This window comes from Schaalia odontolytica, assembly GCF_031191545.1.
Taxonomy (GTDB): domain Bacteria; phylum Actinomycetota; class Actinomycetes; order Actinomycetales; family Actinomycetaceae; genus Pauljensenia; species Pauljensenia odontolytica.
The window spans coordinates 1975991-2000065 of record NZ_CP133472.1 but is presented as its reverse complement, the minus strand read 5'-3'; the positions used below and the strand labels follow the sequence as shown (position 1 = coordinate 2000065).

Annotated in this window: 15 protein-coding genes and 3 rRNA genes; 7 read left to right on the top strand and 11 right to left on the bottom strand. The window is 64.2% G+C overall.

From position 1 onward, the window contains the following. Positions 1-392: 392 nt before the first annotated feature. The 9 genes from RDV55_RS08535 to gatC all read right to left on the bottom strand — a co-directional run bounded on the left by RDV55_RS08535 (position 393) and on the right by gatC (position 12835). Complete coding sequence (locus tag RDV55_RS08535; protein ID WP_165835854.1) at positions 393-560, bottom strand: hypothetical protein; 168 nt, start codon at positions 558-560, stop codon at positions 393-395. After that, positions 557-1852 (bottom strand): threonine/serine exporter family protein, encoded by a 1296-nt coding sequence (locus RDV55_RS08530; RefSeq protein WP_111824018.1) that lies wholly within the window; start codon positions 1850-1852, stop codon positions 557-559. Before RDV55_RS08530 ends, RDV55_RS08535 begins: the two co-directional genes overlap by 4 nt. Before the next feature lie 367 nt (positions 1853-2219). After that, positions 2220-2337, bottom strand: a 5S ribosomal RNA gene (gene rrf, locus RDV55_RS08525). A gap of 108 nt (positions 2338-2445) precedes the next feature. Next, positions 2446-5571: ribosomal RNA gene (locus RDV55_RS08520) — 23S ribosomal RNA — on the bottom strand. A gap of 341 nt (positions 5572-5912) precedes the next feature. Continuing rightward, positions 5913-7452, bottom strand: a 16S ribosomal RNA gene (locus RDV55_RS08515). The 16S, 23S and 5S rRNA genes sit together here, the layout of an rRNA operon. 416 nt (positions 7453-7868) lie before the next feature. After that, a complete protein-coding gene (locus tag RDV55_RS08510; RefSeq protein WP_111823801.1) occupies positions 7869-9296 on the bottom strand; it encodes an NAD-dependent malic enzyme in 1428 nt (475 codons plus the stop codon). A 241-nt stretch (positions 9297-9537) separates the two neighbouring features. Then, on the bottom strand, positions 9538-11034 hold the full coding sequence (gatB, locus tag RDV55_RS08505) for an Asp-tRNA(Asn)/Glu-tRNA(Gln) amidotransferase subunit GatB (RefSeq protein WP_111823800.1): 1497 nt from the start codon (positions 11032-11034) through the stop codon (positions 9538-9540). Further along, on the bottom strand, positions 11034-12539 hold the full coding sequence (gene gatA, locus RDV55_RS08500; protein ID WP_111823799.1) for an Asp-tRNA(Asn)/Glu-tRNA(Gln) amidotransferase subunit GatA: 1506 nt from the start codon (positions 12537-12539) through the stop codon (positions 11034-11036). Before gatA ends, gatB begins: the two co-directional genes overlap by 1 nt. Then, entirely contained in the window at positions 12539-12835 is a 297-nt protein-coding gene (gene gatC, locus RDV55_RS08495) for an Asp-tRNA(Asn)/Glu-tRNA(Gln) amidotransferase subunit GatC (protein WP_111823798.1), read from the bottom strand. The genes gatA and gatC overlap by 1 nt, the downstream gene beginning before the upstream one ends. 18 nt (positions 12836-12853) lie before the next feature. Here gatC and RDV55_RS08490 point away from each other — a divergent pair, with 18 nt between their 5' ends. Continuing rightward, complete coding sequence (locus RDV55_RS08490) at positions 12854-14119, top strand: phospholipase D-like domain-containing protein (protein WP_111823797.1); 1266 nt, start codon at positions 12854-12856, stop codon at positions 14117-14119. An 18-nt stretch (positions 14120-14137) separates the two neighbouring features. Here RDV55_RS08490 and ligA read toward each other — a convergent pair whose 3' ends face one another. Further along, positions 14138-16471, bottom strand: coding sequence for an NAD-dependent DNA ligase LigA (gene ligA / locus RDV55_RS08485; protein WP_111823796.1), 2334 nt, complete (start codon positions 16469-16471; stop codon positions 14138-14140). A 175-nt stretch (positions 16472-16646) separates the two neighbouring features. On the opposite strand from ligA, the gene RDV55_RS08480 reads away from it, so the two are divergent. Both RDV55_RS08480 and RDV55_RS08475 read left to right on the top strand, forming a co-directional pair. Next, entirely contained in the window at positions 16647-19679 is a 3033-nt protein-coding gene (locus RDV55_RS08480; RefSeq protein WP_111823795.1) for an FtsK/SpoIIIE domain-containing protein, read from the top strand. A gap of 158 nt (positions 19680-19837) precedes the next feature. After that, a complete protein-coding gene (locus RDV55_RS08475) occupies positions 19838-20089 on the top strand; it encodes a WhiB family transcriptional regulator (RefSeq protein WP_111823794.1) in 252 nt (83 codons plus the stop codon). A gap of 89 nt (positions 20090-20178) precedes the next feature. Here the strand turns inward: RDV55_RS08475 and RDV55_RS08470 are convergent, their stop codons facing one another. After that, complete coding sequence (locus RDV55_RS08470; protein ID WP_111823793.1) at positions 20179-21639, bottom strand: sensor histidine kinase; 1461 nt, start codon at positions 21637-21639, stop codon at positions 20179-20181. A 99-nt stretch (positions 21640-21738) separates the two neighbouring features. On the opposite strand from RDV55_RS08470, the gene RDV55_RS08465 reads away from it, so the two are divergent. The 4 genes from RDV55_RS08465 (at position 21739) to RDV55_RS08450 (ending at position 24067) form a co-directional block, all read left to right on the top strand. After that, a complete protein-coding gene (locus tag RDV55_RS08465; RefSeq protein ID WP_174703816.1) occupies positions 21739-22221 on the top strand; it encodes a DUF2505 domain-containing protein in 483 nt (160 codons plus the stop codon). Between the two features lie 85 nt (positions 22222-22306). Next, positions 22307-22732 carry an OsmC family protein gene (locus RDV55_RS08460; RefSeq protein ID WP_111823791.1) on the top strand — a complete coding sequence of 142 codons (426 nt, stop codon included), beginning with the start codon at positions 22307-22309 and terminating at the stop codon, positions 22730-22732. A 1-nt stretch (position 22733) separates the two neighbouring features. Further along, on the top strand, positions 22734-23537 hold the full coding sequence (locus tag RDV55_RS08455) for a thymidylate synthase (RefSeq protein WP_111823790.1): 804 nt from the start codon (positions 22734-22736) through the stop codon (positions 23535-23537). Continuing rightward, positions 23534-24067, top strand: coding sequence for a dihydrofolate reductase (locus RDV55_RS08450; RefSeq protein WP_111823789.1), 534 nt, complete (start codon positions 23534-23536; stop codon positions 24065-24067). Before RDV55_RS08455 ends, RDV55_RS08450 begins: the two co-directional genes overlap by 4 nt. Positions 24068-24075 lie beyond the last annotated feature (8 nt).

Here is a 24075-nt window from a genome sequence, read left to right as displayed (position 1 = left end):
GGAACTCACCTCCCCTGTGCGCGTATCAGAGGCGCTGCGAGTCCCGGTAGCCGCCAACCGCAGCCCCGAGTGTTTGGAGGCTGACGCACGGCCTGCGGGACCGGGCTGCGGCGCCCGTCTGCGGATGGGGGGCTGAGGGGCCTGGCTGCGATGCCCGTGGGCGGTGGCGGGGCCTGGCTGCGGTGCCCGTGGGCGGTGGCGGGGCCTGGCCGGGCTTCGAGACGACGCGCCGAGCCTTTGGGCTCGCGGCGCGGACGGCTCGCGGGCGGGCCGCCGCCCACGGGCACACAAAGCAGCCGGGCCGGGGCCGCAGCTCGCCCGCCGACAGTAGACCGGCGGCAGGAACATACAACGAGGCCGCGACCGGTTGCCCGGCCACGGCCTCGAACGCGTCACTGGTTCCTAACGCGCACGAGCAGCGCCCGGAGTACTCGGGCGACGATGACGCCCCCGAAGACAATCGCGATGTTGCGACCGACTGCGCGGATCTCCTCGCGATTGATCTCGTACTCGGCGCTCACGCGCGGCGGCATCACCGCCACCTCTATCTCGACTCTCATGCGTTTTCCTCCTCGTATTCCCATAGGTTGGGGACTCGTTCCTGCTTTTCGACGAGCCAGTTCTTATCGGTGAGCATGCGCGAGAGCGCCAGGCCCATTCCGATGGCGACGATCGTGAACATGACGGTAAAGAGCGCGGCAAGAGCGTCGTCAATCTGCTGGTTGTTCAGGTAGGTCAACGCACGGTACAGCGGGACGCCGGGGATCATGATGACGACGGCCGGCACGGACAGGGTCACGCGGGAGAATCGCGTCCTGCGGGCGATGAACACGGCAAGAAGGCCTGCGGCGAGAGCGGCGAGGCCGACGGCAGCCGGAGAGGGAACGTCGAGTTCCAGGTGCAAGGCGATACGAGCGGTGTTGATCGACGCTCCAATGACCGCGGCGGTTGCGCAGACGCGCTGTGGTGAATTGAAGAGCATCGCGAAGCCATATGCGGCGACGAAGCTGGCGAGGAAGCGGAGTAGATAGTGCAGCCAAGGAACGAGGGACACACCGTACTCGGGGGTCACCGACCAGCCGAAAACTGCAGAAATGGCCCACACTGCGACGCCGGCGGACATGACGAGCATCGTCACGTAGACGAGGCGCCCCAACCCTCCCTGGAAGTCCTGCCGCACCAGGTCAATCAGGCCGGTGACGAGCGGGAAGCCGGGAACCAGGAACAGCAAAGCGGAGATGAAACCAGCCTGGTGGGTCGATTCGATACCGAGGAAATGCTGGGCCGGGGCCACGAGAAGAATGTAGATCATCGCGGCGAGAGCACCGCATGCCATCCACACGCCAAAGTGGTTCATGTGCCGGATCAGCATCTGGCGACGGAGCGCCTGGCCGAAGAACGAAGCGACGGCGACGGCTGAGCACTCCACCCATCCCCCGCCGTTGAGGAAGGCGAATGCGGCACAGGCAAGCCCAGAGGCGAGCGCATTGGAGAACCAGTCGTAGAGGCCGGGAACCTTCGCGATCCTATCGAGTTCGTCGGACACGTCCTCCACGCGAACGGACTTACCGTTGAGCGACGCGACGTAGTTGTTGATGCGGTCGATCTTGTCGGCGTTGACACCCATCAGGCGCTGTTCAGCGAGCTCCGTACGGAATGTGCCGTTCGCGTATGCGGTGGCAATGATCTCCGTGTAGGTGACCTGCGCTCGATGCTCGGAGATGCCAACGGCACGGGCGACGTCTGCCATCGATTTCTTGACGCGATACGCGCTCGCACCGAAGGACAGAAGCATCTGGCCGAGACGGAGAACTACCTGGGACTGATGGGCAAGGCGGTCGTGCGCCGCCATGCGTTGAGCGAGGACCGCGTCTTTGCCACCGTGGTGGGCGGAGCCTCGCGAATGAGCAGAAGTGACCATAGGAATAGCATCGCACGCATCGGGGCTCAATGTGGGCGACGTTGGTCCGTGACGTGTAATTAACTCGTCTGTTGAACACACCGGACGCGCGAACGGCAGGGCATCGCCTCAATCTAGCCAGAGTGGCCGAAGCGACCGGGAACGACGCAACACGCTCTCCCCCTCGCTCCTTGTGCCTGGTGCGCGATGCGCGTTCAACCACCCAATACTAGACGACGGGCGGTACCGGAGCGGCACTAAGCCGTGAAAAGGAGAGGGACGGCACGCAAAAGCGCGCCGTCCCTCTCTATTGGTTGTGTTGTGGCGGTGTCCTACTCTCCCACAACCTGTCGGTTGCAGTACCATTGGCGCTGCCGGGCTTAGCTTCCAGGTTCGGAATGGAGGCTGGGCGTTTCCCCGGTGCTGTGACCACCACAAGATTGTGTGTTCTTCCGTGTCCCACTGGTGTGTGGGTGTGGGTTGATCGTGGTTTGTATAGTGGTTGCGGCGTTGTTCGCTGTTGTTGTGGGCCCGTTGTGTTGGGTGTTGTTTAGTGTTGGCCAATTAGTACCAGTCGGCTCTCGAGCACATTGCTGTGCTTCCACCTCTGGCCTATCGACCCGCTAGTCTGGCGGGGGCCTCTCACCCCACGGGGGGGCGTGGAAACCTCATCTTGAAGCAGGCTTCCCGCTTAGATGCTTTCAGCGGTTATCCCTTCCGAACGTAGCTAACCAGCCATGCACCTGGCGGTACAACTGGCACACCAGAGGTTCGTCCATCCCGGTCCTCTCGTACTAGGGACGGCCCTTCTCAAGTTTCCTGCGCGCACAGAGGATAGGGACCGAACTGTCTCACGACGTTCTGAACCCAGCTCGCGTACCGCTTTAATGGGCGAACAGCCCAACCCTTGGGACCAACTCCAGCCCCAGGATGCGACGAGCCGACATCGAGGTGCCAAACCATGCCGTCGATATGGACTCTTGGGCAAGATCAGCCTGTTATCCCCGGGGTACCTTTTATCCGTTGAGCGACCACGCACCCACGTGCCATGGCCGGATCACTAGTTCCTGCTTTCGCACCTGCTCGACCCGTCGGTCTCACAGTCAAGCTCCCTTGTACACTTGCACTCGCCACCTGATTACCAACCAGGCTGAGGGAACCTTTGAGCGCCTCCGTTACTTTTTAGGAGGCAACCGCCCCAGTTAAACTACCCACCAGGCACTGTCCCCAACCCGGATCACGGGTCTAGGTTGAGGTGACCGCTTGAACCAGAATGGTATTTCAACGACGACTCCACCACCGCTGGCGCGGCGCCTTCACAGTCTCCCACCTATCCTACACAAGTCCAAGCGAACACCAATACCAAGCTATAGTAAAGGTCCCGGGGTCTTTCCGTCCTTCTGCGCGAAACGAGCATCTTTACTCGTACTGCAATTTCACCGAGTTCGCGGTTGAGACAGCGGAGAAGTCGTTACGCCATTCGTGCAGGTCGGAACTTACCCGACAAGGAATTTCGCTACCTTAGGATGGTTATAGTTACCACCGCCGTTTACTGGGGCTTAAATTCACCGCTTCACAACCACAAAGGGGTTGTTGACGGTTCCTCTTAACCTTCCAGCACCGGGCAGGCGTCAGTGCGTATACATCGCCTTACGGCTTCGCACGCACCTGTGTTTTTGATAAACAGTCGCTTCTCCCTATTCTCTGCGACCCCACAACCCCACCACCGCGCATGACGGAGGGAAGTCACGGGGTCCTCCTTATCCCGAAGTTACGGAGGAATTTTGCCGAGTTCCTTAACCACGATTCACTCGAACGCCTCGGTATACTCTACCTGACCACCTGAGTCGGTTTAGGGTACGGGCGCGTTATGCCCTCACGTCGAGGCTTTTCTCGGCAGCTTAGGATCACCACAAGTCCACACACGCGTGTGTCCCTCATCAGTTCTCACCCACAATGCCCCCCGGATTTACCTGAGGAACGGGCCACAACCTTAAATACGCACAACCATCGGCGCACTGCAGCTACCTGTCTGCGTCACCCCTGTTAACACGCTTGCCTACCATCACCGGGGCCCCAAGACCCACACACACCAACACGCCCGAAGGCATGGAAGCGGCGTGAGCAAATTGGTTAGCACAATGACTTCAGCATGGGCGGTCATAACGCGGTACCAGAATATCAACTGGTTGTCCATCGACTACGCCTGTCGGCCTCGCCTTAGGACCCGACTAACCCAGGGCGGATAAACCTAGCCCTGGAACCCTTAGTCAATCGGCGCTGCGGATTCTCACCGCAGATTCGTTACTCATGCCTGCATTCTCACTCCCACACAATCCACCAGAAGTTCCCTCCAGGCTTCACCTCGTGCAGGACGCTCCCCTACCCAACAACACACCGACATCCAGTTCCTGGTGCCAGCAACGCGTGTTGTTGCCACAGCTTCGGCGGTACGCTTGAGCCCCGCTACATTGTCGGCGCAGAACCACTTGACCAGTGAGCTATTACGCACTCTTTCAAGGATGGCTGCTTCTAAGCCAACCTCCTGGTTGTCACCGCGACTCCACATCCTTTCCCACTTAGCGTACGCTTAGGGGCCTTAGCTGATGATCTGGGCTGTTTCCCTCTCGACTACGAAGCTTATCCCCCGCAGTCTCACTGCCGCGCTACACCTAATGGCATTCGGAGTTTGGCTGACGTCAGTAACCCATAGGGCCCATCGGCCATCCAGTAGCTCTACCTCCACCAGGGACCACGCGACGCTGCACCTAAATGCATTTCGGGGAGAACCAGCTATCACGGAGTTTGATTGGCCTTTCACCCCTACCCACAGTTCATCCCCCAGGTTTTCAACCCTGGTGGGTTCGGTCCTCCACACAGTCTTACCTCTGCTTCAACCTGACCATGGGTAGATCACCCCGCTTCGGGTCTAGAACACGCGACAAACGCCATCTTTCAGACTCGCTTTCGCTACGCATACCCCACACGGGTTAAGCACGCCACGTATCACTAACTCGCAGGCTCATTCTTCAAAAGGCACGCCATCACCCCACAAGGCTCTGACGGCTTACAGGCACACGGTTTCAGGTACTATTTCACTCCCCTCCCGGGGTACTTTTCACCATTCCCTCACGGTACTATGCACTATCGGTCATCAAGTAGTATTTAGGCTTACCAAGTGGTCTTGGCAGATTCACACGAGATTTCACGAGTCCCGCGCTACTCGGGCACCACACCCACACCACACAACACCAGTTTGTTTACACGACTCTCACGCTCTACGGTCAGCCTTCCCAAACTGTTCAACTCCCAGCATCACATGGTGCGACCCCCCGGCAGAAGAGTCCAACATGGCCCCACAACACCAAACACGCAACGGCCGCCGCCTCTTACACGCATCTGGTTTAGCCTCCTCCGCTTTCGCTCGCCACTACTCACGGAATATCTTTTCCTGCGGGTACTGAGATGTTTCACTTCCCCGCGTTCCCCCCACCACCCTATACACGTTCAGATGATGGTAACCCAGCACAACCCAGGTTAGGTTCCCCCATTCGGACACCCTCGGATAATAACGCTCGCTCGCCAGCTCCCCGAGGCATATCGCAGGCCGCAACGTCCTTCATCAGCTCTTGATGCCAAGGCATCCACCGAATGCCCAATAAAACTAAACAAAATCACAAAAACAGTACAGAACAAATATGCTCGCAACCACTATACAAATCACAAACAACCCACCACACACAACCCACACCAACAACATCAAGCCGCCGGCTGGCTGCGCAGGCAACCACCACCCTCAAGGCAGCGGACGCTCACACGGTGTTGAACGTGAACCCGACAGTGTGCTTGTCTGCCACAAAACTATTATGCCCAACCCCAAAAAAACGCACCCACACCCACCACCCACCACGGGCAGCGAACGAATGCAGGCACAAGAAGAACAACCCACCACACCAGCCACATGGGCCCGCGCAGTAAAAGAATTGCTCCCCCACACAACAGGGCTCCCTAGAAAGGAGGTGATCCAGCCGCACCTTCCGGTACGGCTACCTTGTTACGACTTCGTCCCAATCGCCAATCCCACCTTCGACCACTCCCCCCGCACAAAGCGGTTAGGCCATGGGCTTCGGGTGTTACCAACTTTCGTGACGTGACGGGCGGTGTGTACAAGGCCCGAGAACGTATTCACCGCAGCGTTGCTGATCTGCGATTACTAGCGACTCCACCTTCATGGGGTCGAGTTGCAGACCCCAATCCGAACTGAGACTGGCTTTAAGGGATTCGCTCCACCTCACAGTATCGCAACCCTCTGTACCAACCATTGTAGCATGCGTGAAGCCCAAGACATAAGGGGCATGATGATTTGACGTCATCCCCACCTTCCTCCGAGTTAACCCCGGCAGTCCCCCACGAGTCCCCACCATCACGTGCTGGCAACATAGGGCAAGGGTTGCGCTCGTTGCGGGACTTAACCCAACATCTCACGACACGAGCTGACGACAACCATGCACCACCTGCACACGACCAACTAAATGCCACCACATCTCTGCAGTGCCGCCGTGCATGTCAAGCCTTGGTAAGGTTCTTCGCGTTGCATCGAATTAATCCGCATGCTCCGCCGCTTGTGCGGGCCCCCGTCAATTCCTTTGAGTTTTAGCCTTGCGGCCGTACTCCCCAGGCGGGGCACTTAAAGCGTTAGCTACGGCGCAGAAACCACGGGTGGCCCCCACACCTAGTGCCCAACGTTTACAGCGTGGACTACCAGGGTATCTAATCCTGTTCGCTCCCCACGCTTTCGCTCCTCAGCGTCAGTAACGGCCCAGAGACCCGCCTTCGCCACCGGTGTTCTTCCTGATATCTGCGCATTCCACCGCTACACCAGGAGTTCCAGTCTCCCCTACCGCACTCAAGTCAGCCCGTACCCACCGCACGCCCCCAGTTAAGCCAGAGGATTTCACGGCAGACGCGACCAACCGCCTACAAGCCCTTTACGCCCAATAATTCCGGACAACGCTCGCGCCCTACGTATTACCGCGGCTGCTGGCACGTAGTTAGCCGGCGCTTCTTTACCCACTACCCTCACCACAACCACTGTTGCGGCTTGACCATGAGCGAAAGAGGTTTACAACCCGAAGGCCTCCATCCCTCACGCGGCGTCGCTGCATCAGGCTTTCGCCCATTGTGCAATATTCCCCACTGCTGCCTCCCGTAGGAGTCTGGGCCGTATCTCAGTCCCAATGTGACCGGTCACCCTCTCAGGCCGGCTACCCGTCAAAGCCTTGGTAGGCCATCACCCCACCAACAAGCTGATAGGCCGCGAGCCCATCCCCCACCAGAACAAACCTTTCCACCAACCCCCATGCGAAGATCAGTGAATATCCAGTATTAGCACCCGTTTCCGGGCGTTATCCCAAAGAAGGGGGCAGGTTACTCACGTGTTACTCACCCGTTCGCCACTCATCCACCCAGCAAGCTGAGCTTCAGCGTTCGACTTGCATGTGTTAAGCACGCCGCCAGCGTTCGTCCTGAGCCAGGATCAAACTCTCCGAACAAAAACAAAAACGTTAAAGCCCAGAAAAACCAACCAAACAAAACGCCCAGTCAGCAATCCCAACCAAAAACACTCAAAAACAAAAAACAGGCATAAAAAACAAACAAACACACTATCGAGTTCACAAACAACACCCACACACCACAGACAACCAAGCCAAAACCCAGCGCCCACAGCAGTGAACCACCACCACAAACCCACAAACAAGCTCGCGGCGACAGGTGAATAATCTACCCACCCCCACACCCAAAGTCAAACCAAAACACCGTGACCCCCACCACACACAACACAAACCCAACAAACACAACGAAAAGTCACCGTCGATTCGTGTTGCGACTCCCTACCTCGGCGCACAAATGAGGGGTCCGGCCGCGCATCCACTGCGCGATCGGACCCCTCAAACAGCCGAAATGACTCTCAGTTCACATCCATGTCGGGCTGAATGGGGATATCCACGGTCGGAAGATCGCGAACCGCGCGGCGCACTGCCTTGGAGACGGCGGGAGCAACGCGCTTATCGAAGGCACCGGGGATGATGTAGGACGGCGAGAGCTCGTCCTCGGAGATGACGGAAGCGATGGCCACGGAGGCGACGCGCAAAACCTCGGTCGTAATCTCCTTGACCTTGGCGTCCAGGAGTCCTCGGAACAGACCCGGGAAGGCGAGCACGTTGTTGATCTGGTTCGGGTAGTCGGACCGGCCGGTGGCGACGACGGCGGCATACTTGCCGGCACCGATCGGATCGACCTCGGGAGTGGGGTTGGCCAGGGCGAAAACGATCGCGTCTCGCGCCATCGTCTCGACGTCCGACGGGTCAAGGATGTTGCCGGAGGAGACGCCGATGAAGACGTCGGCACCCTTGAGGACCTCCTTGAGGGAGCCGTGCACGTGGCGGGGGTTCGTCGCCTCCGCCAGGGCCTTACGCGAGGGGTGCATTCCCTCGGTGTCATCGCCGGACAGCGCGCCATCGCGACCGCAGCCGATGATATCGCGCGCGCCCTGGGCGAGCAGCAGGCGGATGATCGCGTTGCCGGCCGCGCCGACGCCGGAGACGACGATGCGCACGTCTTCGATCTTCTTGCCCACGATCTTCAGGGCATTGATGAGCGCGGAGAGGACGACGATAGCGGTGCCGTGCTGGTCGTCGTGGAAGACCGGGATGTCGAGCTCGGCACGCAGACGCTCTTCGATCTCAAAGCAGCGGGGCGCGGAGATGTCCTCCAGGTTGATGCCGCCGTACGCGGGGGCGATGGCCTTGACGATAGAGATGATCTCCTCGGTGTCCTTGGTGTCCAGGACGACCGGCCAGGCATCAACGCCGCCGAACTCCTTGAACAGGACGGCCTTTCCTTCCATGACGGGCAGGGCGGCCTCCGGGCCAATGTCGCCCAGGCCGAGCACTGCGGTGCCGTCCGAGACGACCGCGACAGTGTTGGCCTTCATGGTCAGCATGTGGGCCTTCTGCGGCATGTCATGGATGGCGGTACACACGCGGGCGACGCCGGGGGTGTAGGCGCGCGACAGGTCGTCGCGGTTACGCAGCGGCACCTTGGAGTGGATCTCCACCTTGCCGCCGATGTGGCTCATGAAGGTCTGGTCGGCAACCGAATCGGCGGTCACGCCGGGCAGCGCGCCGATAGCCTCGCGCACCTCGCGGCGGTGCTCGGAATCGCGCATGTCGCACGTGAGATCGATGATGATGCGCCCACGGTCGGAGTCGGCCACATCCAGGCCCTTGATCTCGGCTCCAGTCGAAGAGACTACGTCAACAATGGACGCGATGGAAGTCGTCTTCTCGTCCACCTCGATACGGTATGAGGCGGTGTACGACGGCGATGTGCGCATGTCTGTCCTTTCGTTGAGCGCCCGACCACAGGCGGCCAGGCTGTCCTCAAACGCTCATCCTAAGTAACTTTGCGCTCCCCCAGGAAGGGGAAGGCCACAACGTGGACACGCGCGAAGGGGAGGGACGAGGCCGGGACTCAGTCTTCGGGCGGCGTGGACCAAGCCGACACGCACGGTCACGACACGACGAAGGGGGCCGGGATCGCACTCGATCCCGGCCCCCTGCTCAGTCACGGTGACGTCAGGCGCCAACCATCTCCATGATCAGCTCACGCACGCGGGCGGCGTCAGCCTGCCCGCGGGTGGCCTTCATGACCGCGCCGACGAGGGCGCCGGCAGCCTGGACCTTGCCGCCCTTGATCTTGTCGACGATGTCAGGGTTGGCGTCCAGGGCCTCCTGGACGGCCGCCGTCAGGGCGCCGTCGTCGGAGACGACCTCAAGGCCTCGGGCCTCAACGACCTGCGCCGGGTCACCTTCGCCCGCGAGGACCCCCTCGAGCACCTGGCGAGCCAGCTTGTCGTTGATACGGCCCGAGTCGATAAGACCCTGCAGCTGCGCGACCTGAGCGGGGCTGACCCCAGCCTCGCCGAGGGAGACTTCGCGTTCCTTGGCGCGGCGCGAAATCTCGCCCATCCACCACTTACGTGCGGACGCGGGGTCGCAGCCCGCGCCGACCGTGGCCTCGATGAGCTCAAGGGCACCGGCGTTGATGACGTCGCGCATCTCCATGTCCGCGTAGCCCCACTCGGCGCGCAGGCGACGACGCTTGGCGACGGGCAGCTCGGGCAGCGAGGCGCGCAGCTCCTCCACCCATTCGCGATCCGGGCGGATCGGCACCAGGTCGGGCTCGGGGAAGTAGCGGTAGTCCTCGGAATCCGACTTTTCGCGGCCGGACGACGTCGAGCCGTCCTCCTCGTGGTAGTGACGGGTCTCCTGCAGGATCGTGCCGCCCTCGGACAGGATCTGGGCCTGGCGCGACATCTCGTAGCGCACGGCCGAGGCGATGCCGCGGAAGGAGTTCACGTTCTTCGTCTCGGTACGCGTACCCAGGGGCGACTCCGGCGTCGGGCGCAGCGACACGTTGATGTCGGCGCGCACGTTGCCGCGCTCCATGCGGGCCTCGGACACATCCAGGGCGCGGAAGATGTCGCGCAGGGCCTGCACGTAGGCGGCGGCCACCTCGGGGGCGCGCTCTCCGGCTCCCTCGATCGGACGGGTCACGATCTCCACGAGCGGCACGCCCGCACGGTTGTAATCCACGAGCGAGTAGTCCGCGCCCTGGATACGGCCGTCCGCGCCACCGATGTGCGTGTTCTTGCCCGCGTCCTCCTCCATGTGCGCGCGCTCAATCTGCACGCGGAACATGGTGCCGTCCTCGAGCTCAACGTCCACGTAGCCATCGTGAGCGATCGGCTCGTCGGACTGAGAAGTCTGGAAGGCCTTCGTCAGGTCCGGGTAGAAGTAGTTCTTGCGCGCAAAACGGCAGTACTGCGCGATCTCGCAGTTCAGCGCCAGGCCGATCTTGATCGCGTACTCAACCGCCTGACGGTTGACGACCGGCAGGGAGCCGGGCAGACCCAGCGACACGGGGGTGACGAAGGTGTTCGGCTCGCCGCCAAAAGCGTTGGGGGCGGCGTCGAACATCTTGGTCTTGGTGCCCAGCTCGACGTGCACCTCAATGCCGAGAACCGGGTCGAAGCGGCGGGCCGCCTCGTCGTAATCCATGAGCTCAGTCATCACTTCTCCTCCCAGTTAGCTGCGGGGCACTGACCCGCGACGTCATCGCTGAGCGCCTCAACCAGGGACGCCACCTTGTACATGACCAGGTCGCCGCGCGCGGGGGCCAAGACCTGGAAGCCGATGGGCAGGCCCTCCGAGGACACCGCGTTAGGCACGTTCACGCCGGGGATCCCCGCCAGGTTCGCGGGGATCGTCGCGACGTCGTAGAGGTACATGGCCAGCGGGTCCGCGGTCTTCTCGCCAAACCTGAAGGCCGTCTCGGGAGCCGTCGGGGACACGAGGACGTCAACCTGGGAGAACACCTCGTCGAAGTCACGCTGAATGAGCGTGCGCACCTTCTGTGCGCTGCCGTAGTAGGCGTCGTAGTAGCCGGCCGAGAGCACGTGCGTGCCCAGGATGATGCGGCGCTTGACCTCGTCACCGAAGCCGGCCTCGCGGGTCGCGGCCATGACACGCTCGGCGGTCACGGGTCCCTCGGTGGGCTCGACGCGGATGCCGTAGCGCATGCCGTCGAAACGGGCCAGGTTCGAGGAGACCTCGGCGGGCATGATCAGGTAGTAGGCACCGAGCGAGTACTCCAGGTGCGGGCAGGAGACCTCGACGATCTCGGCACCGGCCTCACGCAGCTTCTCAACGGTGGCGTTGAAGGCGTCGATGACGTCCTTCTGGTAGCCCTCGCCGCTCAGCTCCTTGACGACGCCGACCTTCAGGCCCTTCATGGAACCCTGCGCGGCGACGGACTCGACGGCCTGCGTGAGCGCGGGAACCGGCTCGTTCAGGGAGGTCGAATCGTTGGGGTCAAAGCCGCCGATCAGCTCGGTGAGGGCAGCCGCATCAGCGACAGTGCGGGTGACGGGGCCGATCTGGTCCAGGGACGAGGCCATGGCCACCAGGCCGAAACGGGACACCGCGCCGTAGGTGGGCTTCGCGCCGACGGTACCGGTCACGAACGCGGGCTGGCGGATCGAGCCACCCGTGTCGGAGCCGAGGGCCAGGGGCACCATGTAGGCCGCGACAGCGGCAGCGGAACCACCGCCGGAGCCACCCGGGATGCGCTCTGTGTCCCACGGGTTCTTGGTCGCGCCGAAGGCAGAGTGCTCGGTGGACGAACCCATGGCGAACTCGTCCATGTTGGTCTTGCCGACGATGGGCAGGCCGGCTTCCTTGATCTTGGTGGTGACGGTCGCGTCGTAGGGAGGCTCCCAGTCACCCAGGATCCTCGAGGCGCAGGTGGTGCGCAGGCCGCGCGTCACCACGTTGTCCTTCACGGCGATCGGCACGCCCGCCAGGCGGTGCAGGGTCTGCCCCGCCGCGCGGCGTGCGTCCACGTCTGCTGCGGTCGCCAGTGCGCCCTCGCGGTCGACGGTGATGAAGGCGTTGACGCGGTCGTCGATGGCGTCGATACGGTCCAGGCATGCCTGGGTCAGTTCAACGGAGGTGATCTGGCCGTCGGCCAGCATGTCCGCCAGCTCCAGGGCGCTCTTCTTCAGTAGCTCGTTCATCAGTCCTCCCCCAGAATCTGCGGAACCAGGAACATACCGTCCTGGGCGGCGGGTGCCGCAGCGAGCACCTCGTCGCGGTCCACGGTCTGTCCAATCTCGTCTTCGCGCCACACGTTGGTCAGCGGAATCGGGTGGGACGTGGCGGGAACCTCGGGGGTCGCGACCTCGGACACCTTAGAAACGGTGTCTGCGATCGCGTCGAGCTCACCCGCGAAACGCGTGATCTCCTCGTCGGTCAATGCGATGTGGGCCAGGCCCGCAACGCGGGCGACCTCGTCAGTACTAATGCGTGACATGTGTGGCATCCTACCCGTATGGCCTTTTCACAGCGACGCCAACTCACCAGGCAGACGTGGTCGATCGTCAAAAAAGCGGGAATTGCGCTGGTCGCCGCCCAGGCGGCCGCAGTCGTGACCGTTCACGCGATCGACCGCATGCGCACCGCCCGCATCCCCGGCGGCGTGCACGGTTTCCCAACTCTGCCTCCCACCGACACCGTCATCGGCGACACGGTGGCGCGCACCTACACGGAGGGCACCTCGCTGTACGAGGACATGCTCGAGGCCATCGACGACGCACAGCATCACATTTATTTCGAGACCTTTATCTGGCGTTCGGACCGATGGGGACAGCGCTTCAAGGAGGCTCTCATTGCCGCAGCCACGCGCGGCGTCGAAGTCTTCTGCGTGTGGGACGGGTTTGGCGTCCTCAACCAGGACCCGCGCTTCTACACATTCCCGTCGATGCCGAATCTGCACGTGCGCCGATTCCCGACGCTGCGATCGGGTTTCTTCACGTTGAATATTCGCCGCACAGGCCAGGATCACCGCAAGATCCTGGTCGTGGACGGCGAGGTCGGTTTCGTGGGCGGCTACAACATCGGGGACCCGTTTGCTAATGAGTGGCGCGACACGCACGTGCGCATCACGGGCGAGGCCGTGTGGGAGCTGGAAAACGGCTTCGTGGACTTCTGGAACCATTTCCGTCCCAAGACGTGTCCCGAGCTGCCCGATCAGGGAGCGCGGGCATGGAGCGCGCATGTCACGGCGCAGTTCAACCTGCCCCACAACCTGCTCTACCCCATCCGCGGCATGTACATCGACGCGATCGAGCGTGCGACGGAACGCGTGCTCATCACGACGGCGTACTTCATCCCGGACCGCGAGGTTCTGGCGTCACTGATCGCCGCGGCGCGCCGGGGCGTGCGCGTGCAGGTGCTCATCCCCGAGTATTCCAACCACATTTTGGCGGACTGGGTGGCGCGTCCCTACTACGGCGAGCTGCTGCGCGAGGGCGTGGAGATCTGGCTGTATCGCCACGCCATGGTCCACTCCAAGACGATGACGGTGGACGGGCGCTGGTCGACGATCGGCACGGCGAACATCGACCGTCTGTCGATGCGCGGCAACTACGAGGTGTGCCTGCAGTTCTTCTCGCGACCGCTCGCCGCGCGCATGGAGGAGATCTTCGCGAACGACCTCACGACTGCCCGTCGGCTGACGATCGACGAGTGGGAGAAGCGCTCGATGCTCACCCGCGTCGGCGAGATGCTCCTGGGCCCCTTCGAGCCACTCGTCTGAGCCCCCGCCCCGGCCTCGTCACAGGCCGACTCCCGCCAGGCCTCCCTCGAGGAGATCGGCGAATTGCTGCTCGGTGATGACGGGGACGCCCAGGGCTTCGGCCTTGGCGGCCTTGGAACCCGCGCCCGGGCCAGCGACCACGAGCGAGGTCTTCTTCGAGACCGAGCCCGCCGCCTTGCCGCCGCGCGAGGTGATCGCCTCCTTGGCACCCTCGCGGTCGTAGCCCGGCATGGCTCCCGAGACGACGATCGTGAGCCCGGCGAGCACGTCCGAGGCGGGTTCGGGGGCCTCGTCGGCCATGCGCACGCCCGCGCGCGCCCACGCCTCCAGCACGTCGCGGTGCCAGTCGACCGTGAACCACTCAAGCAGGGAGCGGCCGATCTCCTCTCCCACGCCCTCAACGGCGGAGAGCTCCTCGATCGATGCTTCGCGCAGGGCGTCCATCGAGCGGAATTTCTCTGCGAGTGCGCGGGCCGCCGTCGGCCCAACGTGGCGGATGGACAGGGCGACCAGGACGCGCACGAGGGGTTGGCTCTTCGCTTTCTCCAGCTCTGCGAGCATCTTCTCGGTCCCCTTGGAGGCGGCTGGTTCGATGGGCTCAAACACCGTCTGTCCGCGCAGCTTTCGGGGCTTGTAGGCCTTGGTCCAGAAGTAGCGAACCTGCTTCCAGTCCCCGGTGTCCTCACCCTTCTTCTTGACGGGCTTCCACACCATGACGTCGCGCAGGTCCTCGGCGCGCAGGTCGAAGAGCGCGGCCTCGGTGCGCAGGGCGGGTTCCTGCGGGGCGGGCAGGAGCTCCTCGGCGCGGGTAATCTGCTCGCCGTGGGGCAGCTCACGGCCGCCCTCGAGGGTGAGGACGGTACCGTCCTCCAGGGTGACGCTGTGGCCCGCGACCAGGGCGGCCGCCACCTCGTCGCGGTTGTTCTCGGGTTGGGTCATGGCCAGGGCGGATTCGTCACCGAGGCCCTCGACATCCAGGGCGCTTCTCGCGCCCACGTGGGCGAGGCGCTCGGTGATCTGCGCGGGGCAGGCACCCTTGTTCGGGCAGCGCAGGTCGACGTCGCCTTCCTTCTCCTGGACGAGCCCAGTCCCGCAGGAGGGGCACTGCGTGGGCATCACGAACGCGCGCTCAGACCCGTTGCGCGCGTCCTCGACGGGGGCAACGATCTCGGGGATGACGTCGCCCGCCTTGCGCAGGACGACGAGGTCGCCGATGAGGACGCCCTTGCGGGCGACCTCCTGGGCGTTGTGCAAGGTCGCGCGCGCGACGTTCGAGCCCGCGACAAGCACGGATTCCATGACACCGTAGGGAGTGACGCGGCCGGTGCGCCCCACCTGGACGCGGATGTCGAGCAGGCGCGTGTGAACCTCTTCGGGCGGGAACTTGTAGGCGGCCGCCCAGCGGGGCGTGCGCGAGGTCGAGCCGAGGGAACGCTGGAGGTCCAGGTCATTGATCTTGACGACGACGCCGTCGATTTCGTGTTCAAGATCGTGGCGCTTTTCTCCAAGCTCAGCAATGCGCTCTTCGATGGCCTCCCGTCCCGTCAGCACTCGGGTGTGGGGCGAGACGGGCAGGCCCCAGTCGCGCAGCTGCTCGTACCAGCCCATCTGGGTGGTCGGCTCGGTGAACGTCTCCCCTGCCTCGACGAAGCCGATGCCATGGGCAACCATCGCGAGGGGGCGCTTGGCGGTCTCGGCCGGGTCCTTCTGGCGCAGGGAGCCGGCGGCGGCGTTGCGCGCGTTGACGAAAGTCTTTTCCCCGGCCTCGACCCGGGCCTCGTTGAAGGCGGCGAAGTCGGCGATCGGGAAGTAGACCTCGCCTCGCACCTCGACGCGGGCGGGCACGTTTCCTTTGAGCTTTTGCGGGATCGAGGCGATCGTGCGCGCGTTGGCGGTCACGTCTTCGCCGACGTAGCCGTCTCCTCGGGTGGCGGCGCGCATGAGGCGGCCGTTCTCGTAGAGGAGGTTGATGGAGAGGCCATCGACCTTCACCTCGGTCGTCATCTCCAGGTCAGAGATGCCGGTGGCCTCGGCCATCCGGGTCTCCCACCCTGCGAGTTCCTCAAGGGAGAACACGTCGTCGAGCGACATCATCTGGGCGAGGTGGCGGACCTCGGCAAAGCCGGAGTCCACGCCACCGCCCACGCTCATCGTGGGCGAGTCGGCTCCGCGCAGCTGCGGGTAGCGCTCCTCAATCTCCTCGACCTCGCGGTACATGCGATCGTAGTCAGCGTCCGCAAGGGTCGGCGAATCACGGTCGTAGTAGGCGGCGCGGGCCTCGTTGATGCGGTCAACGAGGTCGTTGTAGCGGTCGCGTGCGGTCTCGAACGTGGAGTCAGCCATGGGGTCCATTCTTGCATTTCGGGAGGCTCGCTGGTCGGCGGGCAGAGCACTTGGTCGGAGGAGGTGGTCATAGACACACGGGCGTGCGCGGCGCTTATCCACAGGGATCTTATGTTGTCCCCGGTTATCCACATGCCTTCTCGCGCCGCTTGATCCCGTGGAAGCGCGAAGGGATCGTTGATGCATGAAGGAATCCAGATGCCTCGCCAGATCTGCCCTTCGCACCGACCTGCATCTGGCGTGCGTGGAGGGCCCCGACGTCGGTATCGCGCTCGCACCCGGCACAGTGGGACGGGCGGGAGAGGTTCCCCTGTCGTGCGCGAGCGTGGCACGCGAGCACGCCTTCCTCTCCACGAGCGGTGGCCGGGCCTTCCTCGACTCAGCGCCGGGTTCCCCACCGTTTCAAGCGCACACTCGGCTGTTTGGGTGGAGGACCCAGCGCACGCGACGGGCGCTGAAGCCGGGGAGCCGCCTACGCCTCGGCGACGACATCTTTGAGGTCCGCCCACGCCCGCTACGCCTCACATGGCCGGAGGTCGAGCGACGAGGCCGGGGCACGTTGACGGGCGCGTCCCTCCTGAGGGGAGCTCCCCTGGTATCCCTCATCGTGATGGCCGGCTTCATGGTGTGGCGTCTACAGGTGGCCGCGAACGCTCCACGGGTGTTGGCAGGTGTTAGCGCGGCGGTCCTCGCCCTTGTGTGCGCGGTGGCGATCCTGCTGTATTGCCGTTCTCGTCGGCGGCGGAGGGGATGGGACGGGGCGGCGCTCGCCCTGGTGCTCGCTGGCCTACCCGACTCCGGTCCCGCGCCGCGTCTCATCCGGGCCAGCGTGTGGCCCGGACGGGCAACTACCACTCGCAGACGCATCCTACTGTCCACGGCGACGGACGAGCCGGGGCAGTGCGCAACACTCGGTGTCGCGGGCTCCCACGCCTCGCAGTGCGCGCTATGGTGCGCGGGTCAGGTTGCCGCGCAGGTGGGAGGGGCACGAGTGTGGTGGAACAGCTCGGCACCCGTCCTACTCGGGCATGCGGGCGTGGACATCCACGTGAGCGCAGGCGATGATTGCCCGCACTGCGCGCGCGGCTCCGAGAGTGACAGGCCAACCGTGCACATTGGGTACGCTTCCACCGTCGCGCGCCTGCCGCCATGGTGCGCGCAGGTGTGCGTCACCGAGGATCTGCCGGTGGCTTCCCAGTGGTGGTGGACAGTCACACGCGCCGACGGAGACGACGCTCTCCCCTCTCAGGTGGACTGGAATCCCGATCGCTCGCGGGGCTCCTCCGGTGTCCTGAGCGTCCGAATCGGGATGTCGCCATCCGGTCCGGTGGAGCTGGACCTGGTCTCGGACGGCCCACACGCCCTCGTCGCCGGGTGCACGGGTTCCGGAAAATCTGAGGCTCTGATCGGCTGGCTCGCCGCGATCGCGCACTGTTACCCCCCGGATAAGGTCCGCTTCGTCCTCATCGACTACAAGGGCGGATCGACGTTCGCACGACTGCGGGGGCTCCCCCACACGCACGCCCTCCTAACTGACCTGGATCCCGGGGCGACCACGCGTGCACTCGAGGGGATCGCTGCCGAACTGCAGCGCCGAGAGGAGCAGTTGAGCGCACTCGCATTCCCCGACCTTGCCACGTGGGAGTGCGCCCACGAGGACGCCCCGTCCGCCGTCCCACCTGCCCCGGCACGGCTCGTGGTCGCCATTGACGAGTTCCGTTTCCTCGCGCAGACGCACCCCGACTCGATGGAGATCCTGCTCCGGCTCGCCGCGCAAGGACGCAGCCTGGGTCTGCATCTCATCGCCGCGACGCAGCGCCCCTCCGGGGCAGTGAACGCACAGATGCGAGCCAACATGGACATTCGCCTCGCCCTGCGTTGCGTGAGCGCCGCCGACTCGACCGACATCCTGGGGGACACACGCGCTTCCGTACTGCCGCGTATACCGGGGCGAGCCGTCCTCGACGGCACCGGCATCATCCAGCTGGCCTACATGAAGGACATCGCCTCCGTCGTCTCCCACTGCGCTCGCACATGGCCGCACGATAGCGTCCCAGAGCTATGGGCTCCTGCGCTTCCCGAGGCCATCACGTGGGATGAGGTCGATGCGGCTTGCCCATCGGCGGAGGCAGGGGCGGATCCGCGCTCCGGTGGACCGCTGCTCAACGGGCAGACTCTCACCCTTGGCCTCGTCGAGGGGATCGACAAGCATGCTCCCGCCCTCTGGGACGGGGGAAGCATCCAGATTCAGGCCAGCGCGCACGAGGCAGCACTCGCCTCTCGCTGGGCTCTCTCCATCGCGACGCGCATCGCGAGCGCACGCGACTGCCCTCTCCACGTGATCGGTGAGGAGGATGTACCCGGTTGTGCGTCGCATCTGCGCGCCGAGGATGCTTCCGCGATTGACCTGCTCGAAGGGATCCGCGAACACGGTCCCGGCGTCCTCGCAATCACCGACGTTCCCACGCTGCGTAACGCGCTCACCCGGTCACTGTCGGCCCCGCAAGCGGAAACCCTCTGGACGACCCTGCTGGGCGCGGCACGGCGCTCGGACGTCACGATCGTCGCCGCCTACGCGGGCCGCTTCACCGCCTCGAGTGCCACGATGGGAGCCTTCTCGACACGTCTCGTCCGCGCGCGCGACGCGGACGAAGCCCTCCACGCCGGCATCTCCCCCACCGATCTGCGCACGCTGACTGCCGGGCAGGCGCTGCTTGCTCGCCCCGGAGAACCTACTGTCCTCGCCTGCGTACCCGACACCCCGTGTGACCTGGGCATGCAAAGCGAACGAACGGCGAACGCATGGCACATTCCCGACCCGAGGAGATCCTTGGAACTGGTCAGCAAGGCGGCAGCTCCAGCCCTGATCGGCCCCACCTACGACGAGCCGCGATGGGATCAGCCGTTGCCGTGGATCATCATCGGCGCACGGGACGATGCGACCGTCATCGAGGCGCTGCATGCCTACCTCGGGTGGGAAAAGCCAACGATTGCTGACGTTATTCCTGCCAGCGCGTGGGCTCGTATCGCCAGATGGGACGATCACAGGGTCCTCGCGATGAACCCCACCAACAACGTTATTCGCGCGTTAATTCAACACTGCCGCACCTCCCCTCTCTCCGCTCTCGCGCGACGCTGGAGCCCTGCATGCGGAGTGATCTGCGATGGAGATAGCCTCACCAGCATCCAACTGACCGAACGGTTATTTAATACCTAAGTCCCACCTTTTTCGCACTCCGTGAGCAGCCACATAGTGACTTGTGCGTTTCGCTGTTGACACCACCTTGCGCGACTATGATGAGCTAACGGACACTAGCTAGAGAACAAAGTGAAACACCCCAAACGCACGGTACTGCGAGGAGCGAAAAACACATCATGGATTGGCGCAGTAAGGCGGCATGCCTGACAGTTGACCCGGAACTCTTCTTTCCTATCGGTAATACGGGTCCGGCGATCATGCAGGTCGCCGAGGCAAAAGCCGTGTGCCGCAGTTGCTCCGTCGTCGGCGTGTGCCTCCAGTGGGCCATCGACAATAACCAGGATGCCGGCGTGTGGGGCGGCTTGAGCGAAGAAGAGCGCCGCGCCCTCAAACGCCGCGCCGCACGCGCACGGCGCGCCGGCTGCTAAGCCGAGCCGCCCGCACGGACGATCAAGGCCGGAGATCCCACCGTGGATCCCCGGCCTGAATCGTCAGCGGGCAGGGCCAAGCGGGTACATCAGGCGGGGTCGAGATTGGCGACGAGCGTAACGAGCGTTCCGCCGCCCTCGCGCGGGGCCCACTCGATAGACCCCTTGAGCTCGCCGCGCACCATCTGGTGGACGATCTGCGTGCCCAGGCCACTCATCGGCGTGCCCGGCACGAATCCCACGCCATCGTCGGCCACGGTAATCGTCATGGAGGTCCCCTCGCGCACGGCGCGCACCTCGATGCGCCCGTCGCGATCCGCCAGGCCATGCTCGACGGAGTTTGCGACCAGCTCATTGAGCACGGTGGCCAGGGCCTGAGCCTGATCGGCCTGAATAGTGCCGAAGCTACCTGTCGTGATGACCTCCACGCTGTGGTCGGTGGACGCAATCGCACCGGCCATGCGCACGATCGTGCGCGCGACCTCGTCGAAATCGACCGACTCATCGACGTTCTGAGACAGGGCTGCGTGCACGGTCGCGATGGCCTGCACGCGGCGCTCGGCCTCAGCGAGCGCGACCTTGACCGCTTCCTCCGAGGAGCGGCGCGACTGGAGGCGCAGCAGGGCGGAGACCGTCTGCAGGTTGTTCTTGACGCGGTGGTGGATCTCGCGGATAGTCGCGTCCTTCGTCATGAGCTCCTGCTCGTGACGGTGGACCTCGGAGACGTCGCGCGTGAGGATGACGGCGCCCAGGCGCTTGCGTCCGTTGACCAGGGGCAGGGCGCGCATACTGACGGTGGACGCGCGCGCGGCGATCTCGACACGCCAGGAGGCTCGGCCCATGACAACGACGGCCATCGATTCTTCGATGAGGGTGCCGTCGCCGATGACCTCGGTGATCTCCTGGGCCAGGACCTTGCCGGTCACGTGGGTTCGGATGCCGAGGCGGCGCAGGCAGGACACGGCGTTGGGGGTCGCGTGTTGGACGCGTCCCTCGGCATCGAGTAGGAGCGCACCGTCCAGGACACGCGGCACACCGTGGGAGGTGACCTGAGGGGTCGAGTCGTAGGGGTACTCGCCGCGTGCCATCATCTGACACAGGGTGTCGGCCGCGGCAACGGTCCAGCCCTCGAATCCGAGGGACAGGCGGGGGCTGGACAGGTTCGCCTCGCGGGTAACCACGGCGATGATGCGTCCCTCGTGGCACACGGGCACGCAGGTTTCCATCATCGAATAGGTGCCGGCCCAGCGCGCGGCGGGTGAGCGCACAACTTCCCCGCTGTGCAGGGCGCGCCGCAGGTCGATTTCGCGGGCGGCGGGCAGATGCAGGCCGATGATGTCGTCCACGTGAACGGTCGTGGAGGTCGCTGGGCGGCAGTGGGCGGCGGCGATGAAGCGTCCGTCGTCCGCGGGCAGCCACAGGACCAGGTCGGCGGCCGCCAGGTCGGCGAGCACCTGCCAGTCCGCGAGGAGGAGGTGCAGCCAATCGATGTCATGCTCCGACAGCGGTGTCGAAGAGGCTTCTTCAGCTAACTGCATGAGACTACGCATGCATCTACTCTAAGGGGAGAGGGGCCGCGCGCGCGGACCTTGGTTGTAAAAATGAGCGCCGGGCCACGATTCGGCGCCGCTCGTCTCGTAAGGAGAGCCATGCAGTTTACGCAGTCCGTTTCGTACCCCGGCACGGTCGACGAGGTCGTCGCCATGTACCTGACCCCCGATTATCTGGAGCGACGCTTCGGCCAGTTCGTCGTCGCGGGCTCCTCCACTGTGTCGGTGGAGGGAGAGCGCGTCTCGTTTGCTGGCACCGTGCGCCCGGAGCTGATCCCCTCGGCCGCCTCACGCTTTGTCAAGTCCGATCTGCGCATCTCCTTCACCGAAGAGTGGACGAGCAACGAGGCAGGGGCTCGCTCGCGCACGTCGGTGACGGTTGACGGGGCCCCGGTGTCCGTTGAGGCCACCTCCACACTGACGGGCACCGGGACGGGTTGCTCCCGCGCGGTGAGCGGCAACGTGTCGGTGCGCGTTCCGCTGTTGGGCGGGCGCATCGAGAAGGAGGCGGTGGCGCACCTGGGCCGCGTTGTGGAGCGCGAGGAGGCGCTGGCTGCCACCTGGCTGGCCGAGCACAGCTGAGCCGGCGCTACGCTCTGCGAAAAACCCCGCCCTCCCGGCGTTTCCCACCGGGCGGGCGGGGTCATTTCGCGACACAATGGTGCCCATGAGTGATACCCCTAAGTCTCTGTACATGCAGCGTACGGGCGTGCGTCAGTACGTCGCCCGCAACCAGGACGGCGCCGAGATCCGCATCGGCCACGGTCCCGGCCTCTTCTCCCCCGGTGACCTGCTCAAGCTCGCCATCGCGGGTTGTAACGCGATGAGTTCGGACGCGCGCATGGCTTCTCGCCTGGGCGACGATTTCGAGCAGTTCGTCGGCGTGTCCGGCGACTACGACAATGCCAACGACCGCTTCACGCACGTGGACGTCGAGCTCATCCAGGACATGTCCGCCCTGTCCGAAGAGGAGATCGCGGATCTGAAGCGTCGCGCCGATGCCGCGATCAAGCGCAACTGCACGATCGAGCACTCGGTCGTCGACCAGGCGCTGCCGGCCTCGCACACGTGGACGAACGAGCGGATCGACTGACGTGAGCGCCCCCGACCGCCAGTACGAGGACCTGCTGGCGCGCGTCACGGCCGAGGGCACCCCGAAGGGCGACCGCACCGGCACGGGCACGCGCTCCGTGTTTGGGGCGCAGCTGCGCTATGACCTGTCCAAGGGCTTCCCGCTGATCACGACGAAGCGAGTGCACTTCAAATCGGTGGTCGGCGAGCTCCTGTGGTTCCTGTCGGGTTCGTCGAACGTGTCCTGGCTGCGCGATAACGGGATCCGGATCTGGAACGAGTGGGCGGACGAGGACGGCGAGCTGGGCCCGGTGTACGGCGTCCAGTGGCGTTCGTGGAACGCCGGGGATGGTCGCCACATCGACCAGATCTCCGAGGTCCTGAAGACCCTGAAGACGAACCCGGATTCGCGCCGCATGGTGGTGTCCGCGTGGAACGTCGGCGACCTGCCGGAGATGGCCCTGGAGCCCTGTCACGCGTTCTTCCAGCTGTACGTGTCGGGCGGGCGACTGTCGTTGCAGCTCTACCAGCGCAGCGCGGACATGTTCCTGGGCGTGCCCTTCAACATCGCGTCCTACTCGCTGCTCACTCACATGTTCGCCCAGCAGGCGGGCCTGGAGGTCGGCGAATTCATTTGGAGCGGCGGGGACTGCCACATCTACTCCAACCACACCGAGCAGGTGACCGAGCAGCTCAGCCGCGAGCCCTACCCGTTCCCGCGCCTGGAGCTGGCCAAGGCACCGTCGATGTTCGAGTACTCCTTCGACGATATTTCGGTGACGGACTACCGACACCACCCCACGATCAAGGCTCCGGTCGCCGTATGACGAAGCTGGGAGCGATTTGGGCCCAGGATTGCAACGGCATCCTCGGGACGGGAACGGCCATGTCCTGGCACGTTCCCGCTGATTTCCAACACTTCAAGGAGTCCACGATGGGGTGCCCGATCATCATGGGTCGCCGCTCGTGGGAGGCGCTCGGGCGCGCCCTGCCCGGTCGCACGAACATCGTCATCACTCGCACGCCCGGATACGAGGCCGAGGGCGGTCTTGTCGTTTCTTCCGTCGAGGAAGCGCTTGAGATTGCGCGCGAGGAGACCGCGCGCACGGACGCCCCCTACATCTGGATCACGGGCGGTGCGCAGCTCTATGCCGACACCCTCCCCCTCCTGGACGAGGCGATCGTATCCGACCTGGAGCTGGACGTGGCCGCGAGCGCGCCGGAAGGATCGACCTTCGTGTACGCGCCACCGCTGGATCCGGCGCTGTGGCGCAGGGATGAGGAGCGCAGCGACGCCCAGTGGCGCGAGCGCTCCGGGGACGCTCGCTGGAAGGTGAGCACCTGGGTGCAGCGCTAGGCGCGCAC